We start from the raw sequence: 6,188 nt of genomic DNA on the forward strand, positions 1-6,188 counted from the left end.
ATATCAGAGGGGTACCCGCCTCGATCGTGTATGACCGCACCAAGACCGTGGTGAAACGCCACGTCGGGCCGGGCAAGGCGGTGCCGCCGCACCCGGAAGCGGCCGCGTTCGCCGCACACTACGGCTTCGAGATCGACGTCCTGGCCGCCTACCGGCCCCAGGGGAAGGGCAGGTGCGAACGCCAGGTCGAGATCGTGCGTGATCACGTCCTCGCCGGACGCAGGTGACGGACGACCTGTTCCAGATACTCCCCGAGCGCCCTGGGAGATGGCCGAAGCGAGCACGACCCAGACCCCGTGAACCAGCGGCTTAGCCTGCTCCAACGGCAGTCCGGCGGATGGTATCGTCTCTACATGGAGAGTATGGCTCTCGGGCGGGCGGGCACCCCACTCAGGAATGCCAATGCCCCCACTCGCAGACGTCTTCAGGAGTAAGTCCGGCATTATCGCAATGACAGCGGTTCTGCTCTCGGCAACCGCAATTGGTGCCACGAACCTTGCCGTTCTTCAATTCGCCGAGTCACGGCTGTCCGACTACGCCGCAGCTGCGAGCACTGTTGGCGCCTTTGGACTCGGGAATGCCATCGGCCTCATCATCCAGGGCCGCTTGCTTGACGGACGCCGACCAAAGCTCATACCGATTTCAATGGCTCTAATCTTCCTCGCCGCCATCCTAGTAGGCCTTTTCTGGCTTCCAGCAGACGGACGAGCTTACGCCGCAGCCTTTGCGATCGCCGGAGCGTCAGTGCCGGCAATTACTGGATTCGTTCGAGCACAAATCCCAAGGCTATATGCCCAAGAAGTACACATCTCAGCCTACTCCGTACTCGCCGTCGTATTCCAGGCGGGTTTAGCATTCGGCCCTTCCCTTACCTCCGGCATCAATCTCACGTTCGGCAGTGAGGCCCCCTTGCTAGCTATCGCCCTCATCATACTCACGACGGGGGTCCTATCGCTTAGCATCGGGAGGCCGAACCCATCAGAAGAGCGTGAGCGCGCCGCACTGCGTGCCCGAGGACGGTTCACCAAAGGTGGAGGATACGCCACATTAGTCATGGCGACACTGGCATTCGGATTCTCGAGCGGAACAATGATCGTATCAATTCCCGCAATATTGGCGGCAACGCATGCGGGGCCGTGGATTGGTGCAGCGTTCAGCGCTATGGCACTCGGAAGCCTGGCGTCTGGCATCATATATGGCGGCAAGCGTCCAGAAGGCGACCTTTCATCCCACCTTCAAAAGTCGCTCCTGATATCGGCCTCAATCGCAGGTATTTTGCTATTGACGACCGGCCACCCTGCCGCCGTCATCGCCACCATGCTCCTCTTCGGTGCCGCGAGCGCACCGGCTGGCATTACTGCGTCAGCACTCCTCGACAGAGTGGTGACTAGAGAGTCACTCGCAACCGCGTATACCGCAATGATCGCAGGCAATTTGATCGCAGTCGCGGCCGGTAGTGCCTTTGCGGGCGTTGCAATAGACAAGTTCGGAGTCCAAGTTGCACTGCCAGTCTTGCCGATCACGCTCTCACTTGCGCTTGTCGTGACGTTCCTGCGTCGCCGATCAATTGGGAGAGAAGCGACATCGGCTCCGCGTACTTAAGCTGGTTGTAGGACTCGCAGGTGGTCAAGTACCTCATCGACCGAACTAGCTACGTGAAGCAGACCATCACTAGCAGCCGGCGCAAACCCTTCGCCATTGAGATGCTCCAGCAGAGAAACGAGGGGATCGTAGTATCCAAGCAGGTTCAGAATGATGATCGGCTTCGCGTGAATGCCGAGCTGGACCCAAGTCAATACCTCGAACAACTCCTCCAGAGTACCAAACCCACCTGGAAGTGCGATGAAGGCATCTGACAGGTGGTGCATCCTTGCTTTCCGTTCATGCATAGACTCAACGACGATCAACTGAGAGAGATCGGAGCGCGGACCTTCACGCTCGGCGAGTTCGCGTGGAATAGCCCCAATGGCCTCTCCGCCCGCATCGAGCGTGCCACTGCACACGGCCCCCATCATTCCCGTACCTCCGGCACCGAAGACAAGGCCAAGACCTCTACAGGCCAGCGCAGCACCGAGTGCAACGGCGGCGTCGGTGTACTCCCTGAATTGACCGGACTGCGTTCCGCCAAAGACACACACACGACTTGCTCTCATTATCGGACTCCTTTGCACATCTCGGATTGGCCAGCGGCGGGGCTTGCCGACGGCGAGACTACGGCGATTAAAGTGGACTGGCCTTTGCCTGCTCCGCACTTACCTTAACTATCAGGAATGCCGACTCGCGTGAGCCATCAACACCGGAGTAGACGAGATCCACGATCGATGCAACCCTCGCCACGGCCGACATGGCGGCACCGGAGACGACCGATGGCATCTTTACGACAACGATCGAATGCGAGTCACCGCGCTGGGCACTTCCCAGCGATCTCAACAACCTCGGGATTGGAGGGATCGTGTTCGAGACATCTAGGTCGACGCCATCAAATGCACTACCCCAGGGTGGATCAAGAAGGTATACACCTGCATTGATTGGACCTGAGACATCGAAAGAACGAGGGAGCAACTCGACATCAAGCCCAAGGACCCGCAGATTGCGAGCGGTCGCATCATAGACTTCCCGAGTCGTCTCAAATCCCAATCCGCGAACCCCAGCATGATGGCTAACGTGATGGAGCAGATTCGCTGAGCCCGCAAACAAATCAACGATCACTGGCGCGGACCCCATGTCCATGGAACCCCAAGCCGACATCGCGGCTCGTGCAGCGGCACTGGCCTCGGCGTCAGAACAACATTCGACCAAAGTCCTGCCAAGAATTCTCGCGCCGGCATCGATAAGGTTGTCAATGCAGTGGCCGTACATTGAGAAGCGCCGGCGACGCGAGCCAGCGCGGCGACTATCTGGTCACGACGCGCGGCTGTTAGCGGGTAGACGGGCATTCGCCTCAGAGTACGCGTTCCGATTCAGCTCATGTCTGGGCAGAGCGGCTCAGCGCGGTCTCCTGCTCGATACGCGACAGCTTCTCAGGATTCCGCACGTAGTAGAGCCCGGCGACCAGGCCGTCCTCGACCCGCATCGCCACGATGCCGTCGAGCTCCCCGTTGAGCCGCATGATCAGGGCGGGGTAGCCATTCACCAGGACGGGCTCGACCGATCCCTGGTCACCGAATTTGGCCAGGCCACCGGCCAGCAAGCGGCCCACCTTGTCGGCCCCCACGACGGGGTTCGGCACGGCCTGCTTGACTCCGCCGCCATCGCTCAGGATGACGACATCCGGCGCCAGGATATCGAGCAGGCTCTGCAGGTCGCCTGTCTCGACCGCCCGCTTGAAGGCGTCGAGCGCAGCTTGGGTCTCGGCGGGGGAGACGATGTCGCGAGGTCGGCGCGCGGCGACGTGTTCCCGCGCCCGGTGGGCGATCTGGCGGACTGCAGCCGAGCTCTTGTCGACGGATTCCGCGATCTCGTCGTATCCCAGATCGAACACCTCGCGCAACACGAACACCGCCCGCTCAGTCGGTGTGAGCGTCTCCAGGACCAGCAGCATCGCCATCGAGACGCTGTCGGCCAACTCGACGTCCTCGGCCACGTCAGGGGTGGTCAGCAGCGGCTCGGGCAGCCAGGGGCCGACGTAGGTCTCCTTACGGCGGCCGAGCGTACGCAGCCGGGTGAGTGCCTGGCGGGTGGCAATCCGGACCAGGTACGCACGCTGGTCCCGCACAGTGTCGAGATCGACGTCGGCCCATCGCAGCCAGGTCTCCTGGAGGACGTCTTCCGCGTCGACGGCCGAGCCGAGCATCTCATAGGCGACCGTGAACAGCAGGTTGCGGTGGGTGATGAACGTCTCTGTAGCGGGATCCGGGCGGCCATCTTCCCTCATGCCGCTGGCCATGGGGCTCCTGTCTCTTCGCTCTCGCATGTCTCACCCATACGACGCCGGGCACCGCCGTTTTGTGACACCAAGACGGCACAGAGTCGTCGCCTGATTATGGCCCACATCACGTAGATCGAGCGTCACAAGGATCGGATCACCGGTGTCTTATGTACGACCGGTCACCTCAACATGCGGACGGGCACCTGGACGCATGAATTCACCGAATGGTCGGGCTGAGCAACTGGGAGCGCTGAGCATGACGAGCACCACGACCAAAGAATCGGGCCCCAAGACCAATCGTGTGAGCAAACTGGCCACCCGACTGGTCAGCCTCGCGGATGGGGACCATCCGGCGTTCTCTGGAATGGCACAGAGCCTTCGACGGACATTCCCGACTCGCTGGTCCTTGCTATTCGGTCATATCGCACTGTTCAGTTTTCTTCTGATCGTCGTGTCCGGTGTCTTCTTGACGTTCTGGTTCGAGCCATCGATGACGAGCGTCACCTACGACGGCGACTATCTTCCGTTGCGCGGAGTCGAGATGTCCGAGGCTTACGCCTCCACGCTGGATCTCTCCTTCGGCGTCCGCGGCGGTCTGCTCATGCGCCAGATTCACAACTGGGCCACGCTTGTGTTCGTTGCCGCATTGTCGGTCCATCTGCTGCGCATCTTCTTCACCGGTGCGTTTCGCGGACCGCGGCGGCTTGGTTGGCTGATCGTGCTGGGCCTGCTGGTACTGGGCATGGTGGAGGCGTACACCGGCCATGCCTTGCCGGATGATCTGTTGTCGGGGACGGGCCTACGCGTCGCCGAAGGCGTCATCTTAGCGATACCGGTCGTCGGGACGTACCTGTCGTCGCTGCTGTTCGGCGGCGAGTTCCCAGGAGATGACATCATCTCGAACCTGCACCTCGTCCATGTCCTCCTGCTACCCGCCCTGATGGTCGCGCTCTTTGCCGTCCAATTGATACAGACCCGGCGCCGGCAACGGACTCGACAGATCAGCAGGGACGACACCGGATTGGTCGGCCAGAAGGTCGGAGTCCCGTCCTACTTGGACTATCCGATCAAAGCCGGAGGCCTGATGTTCATCGTCTTCGGTGTCATCGTCTTAATGGCCGCCACCATCCAGATCAATCCGGTGTGGCTCTGGGGGCCATTCGACTCGGCCCAGGCCTCCGCGGGTAGCCAGCCACCGTGGTACTTCGGGTTTCTCGACGGGGGACTGCGATTGATGCCCCCGTGGAACGTCGACCTCTTCGGACACGAACTGACGTTAAGCGTGCTCATCCCAGCGGTAGTGGTGCCAGGATTGATGTTGACGGCGCTCGCCGCGTACCCGTGGATCGAGCAGTTGGTCACCGGCCATCCCTCCGACGACTCCACCCTTGATCGACCGCGAAACATGCCGGTGCGCACCGGCCTCGGCGCCGCGTTCATCGCCTTCTACCTGATGCTGTGGATCGCCGGCGGCAACGACATCGTCGCCACCGTCCTGCATCTTCCGCTGAACTGGATCACCCGGTCCCTGCAGGTCAGTCTGATAGTCATGCCTCCATTGGCGTTCTGGATCACGAAACGGATCTGCCTGGGCCTGCAAATCCGTGACCGCGACACGGTCATGCGTGGGCGCGAGTCCGGCATCATCGTGGTGAGCGCGAACGGTGCGTTCTCCGAGCTGCGCACGCAGCTCTCAGCGGCTGATGCCAAGCTGCTCACGTCGCATCCGCAATGGACGCCGCTCGACCCAGGTTCGCCCACCGATGCCAACGGAGTGCGTAACCCGCGCTATCCAGCAGATCGGCGACGCGCAAGACTCTCGCGGTTCTACTTCGCCGACGTGGTACGGACACCCACAGGTGCAGAGGTCGAGCACGACGGATCTACGGAGTAGAGACCACAGAGGCCGTGGGCCGGACCCCGAGCACATCGTCCTGCGGTTCACTTACACGCAACCGATGGTTGCGTCATAGTCACTCTCCGAGTAGCCTGATGCGCAACCAAACGTTGCAGGAGGATGGCATGGAGTTCGGAACCATCGAGCGCGAGATTTACGTCGAGGCGTCGCCTGAGATCGTTTTCGAGGTGGTGAGCAGCCCCGATCACCTCAAGCAGTGGTGGCCGGACGACGCCCGGTACGAGCCGACGCCCGGGTCGGCGGGGGAGATCGTCTTCGGTGATCGCGACGCCGGCGGGGCAGTGGTGCCATTCACCGTCGTCGACTCGCGGCCGCCGCGGACGTTCTCGTTCCGCTGGACGCACCCGGCGGACGAGGTCGCCGCGGAAGGCAACTCGCTGCTGGTCACCTTCGACCTGACCC

At 61.7% G+C, this 6,188-nt stretch carries 5 protein-coding genes and 2 pseudogenes; 4 read left to right on the forward strand and 3 right to left on the reverse strand.

Translation table 11 applies throughout. The features are described 5' to 3' along the window. Positions 1 to 221 (forward strand): annotated as a pseudogene (locus tag ELR45_RS30050) (IS21 family transposase); the annotation flags it as partial. 181 nt (positions 222 to 402) lie between these two features. Then, positions 403 to 1,602 carry an MFS transporter gene (locus tag ELR45_RS30055; RefSeq protein ID WP_129669582.1) on the forward strand — a complete coding sequence of 400 codons (1,200 nt, stop codon included), beginning with the start codon at positions 403 to 405 and terminating at the stop codon, positions 1,600 to 1,602. Here ELR45_RS30055 and ELR45_RS30060 read toward each other — a convergent pair. From ELR45_RS30060 to ELR45_RS30070, 3 genes are all read right to left on the reverse strand, one after another. Continuing rightward, positions 1,599 to 2,153, reverse strand: coding sequence for an LOG family protein (locus tag ELR45_RS30060; protein WP_129669583.1), 555 nt, complete (start codon positions 2,151 to 2,153; stop codon positions 1,599 to 1,601). The genes ELR45_RS30055 and ELR45_RS30060 overlap by 4 nt on opposite strands. A gap of 67 nt (positions 2,154 to 2,220) precedes the next feature. After that, positions 2,221 to 2,637: a hypothetical protein gene (locus tag ELR45_RS30065; RefSeq protein ID WP_129669584.1), complete on the reverse strand. Its 417-nt coding sequence runs from the start codon at positions 2,635 to 2,637 to the stop codon at positions 2,221 to 2,223. A 328-nt stretch (positions 2,638 to 2,965) separates the two neighbouring features. After that, positions 2,966 to 3,886 (reverse strand): RNA polymerase sigma-70 factor, encoded by a 921-nt coding sequence (locus tag ELR45_RS30070; RefSeq protein ID WP_240760238.1) that lies wholly within the window; start codon positions 3,884 to 3,886, stop codon positions 2,966 to 2,968. Positions 3,887 to 4,124: 238 nt separating this feature from the next. Between ELR45_RS30070 and qcrB the strand changes: the two genes are divergently transcribed. Both qcrB and ELR45_RS39655 read left to right on the forward strand, forming a co-directional pair. Continuing rightward, positions 4,125 to 5,762, forward strand: a complete 1,638-nt coding sequence (gene qcrB, locus ELR45_RS30075; protein ID WP_165368237.1) for a cytochrome bc1 complex cytochrome b subunit — start codon at positions 4,125 to 4,127, stop codon at positions 5,760 to 5,762. Positions 5,763 to 5,890: 128 nt separating this feature from the next. Beyond that, positions 5,891 to 6,188: pseudogene (locus ELR45_RS39655) on the forward strand (SRPBCC family protein); the annotation flags it as partial.

It is taken from the genome of Phytoactinopolyspora endophytica (assembly GCF_004138495.1).
In the GTDB taxonomy this organism is placed as follows: domain Bacteria; phylum Actinomycetota; class Actinomycetes; order Jiangellales; family Jiangellaceae; genus Phytoactinopolyspora; species Phytoactinopolyspora endophytica.

Bases quoted from the DNA above. Each gene is read 5' to 3' on its own strand.
- ELR45_RS30055 (WP_129669582.1), top strand. From the start codon at position 403: ATGCCCCCACTCGCAGACGTCTTCAGGAGTAAGTCCGGCATTATCGCA.
- ELR45_RS30060 (WP_129669583.1), bottom strand. From the start codon at position 2,153: ATGAGAGCAAGTCGTGTGTGTGTCTTTGGCGGAACGCAGTCCGGTCAA.
- ELR45_RS30070 (WP_240760238.1), bottom strand. From the start codon at position 3,886: ATGGCCAGCGGCATGAGGGAAGATGGCCGCCCGGATCCCGCTACAGAG.
- qcrB (WP_165368237.1), top strand. From the start codon at position 4,125: ATGACGAGCACCACGACCAAAGAATCGGGCCCCAAGACCAATCGTGTG.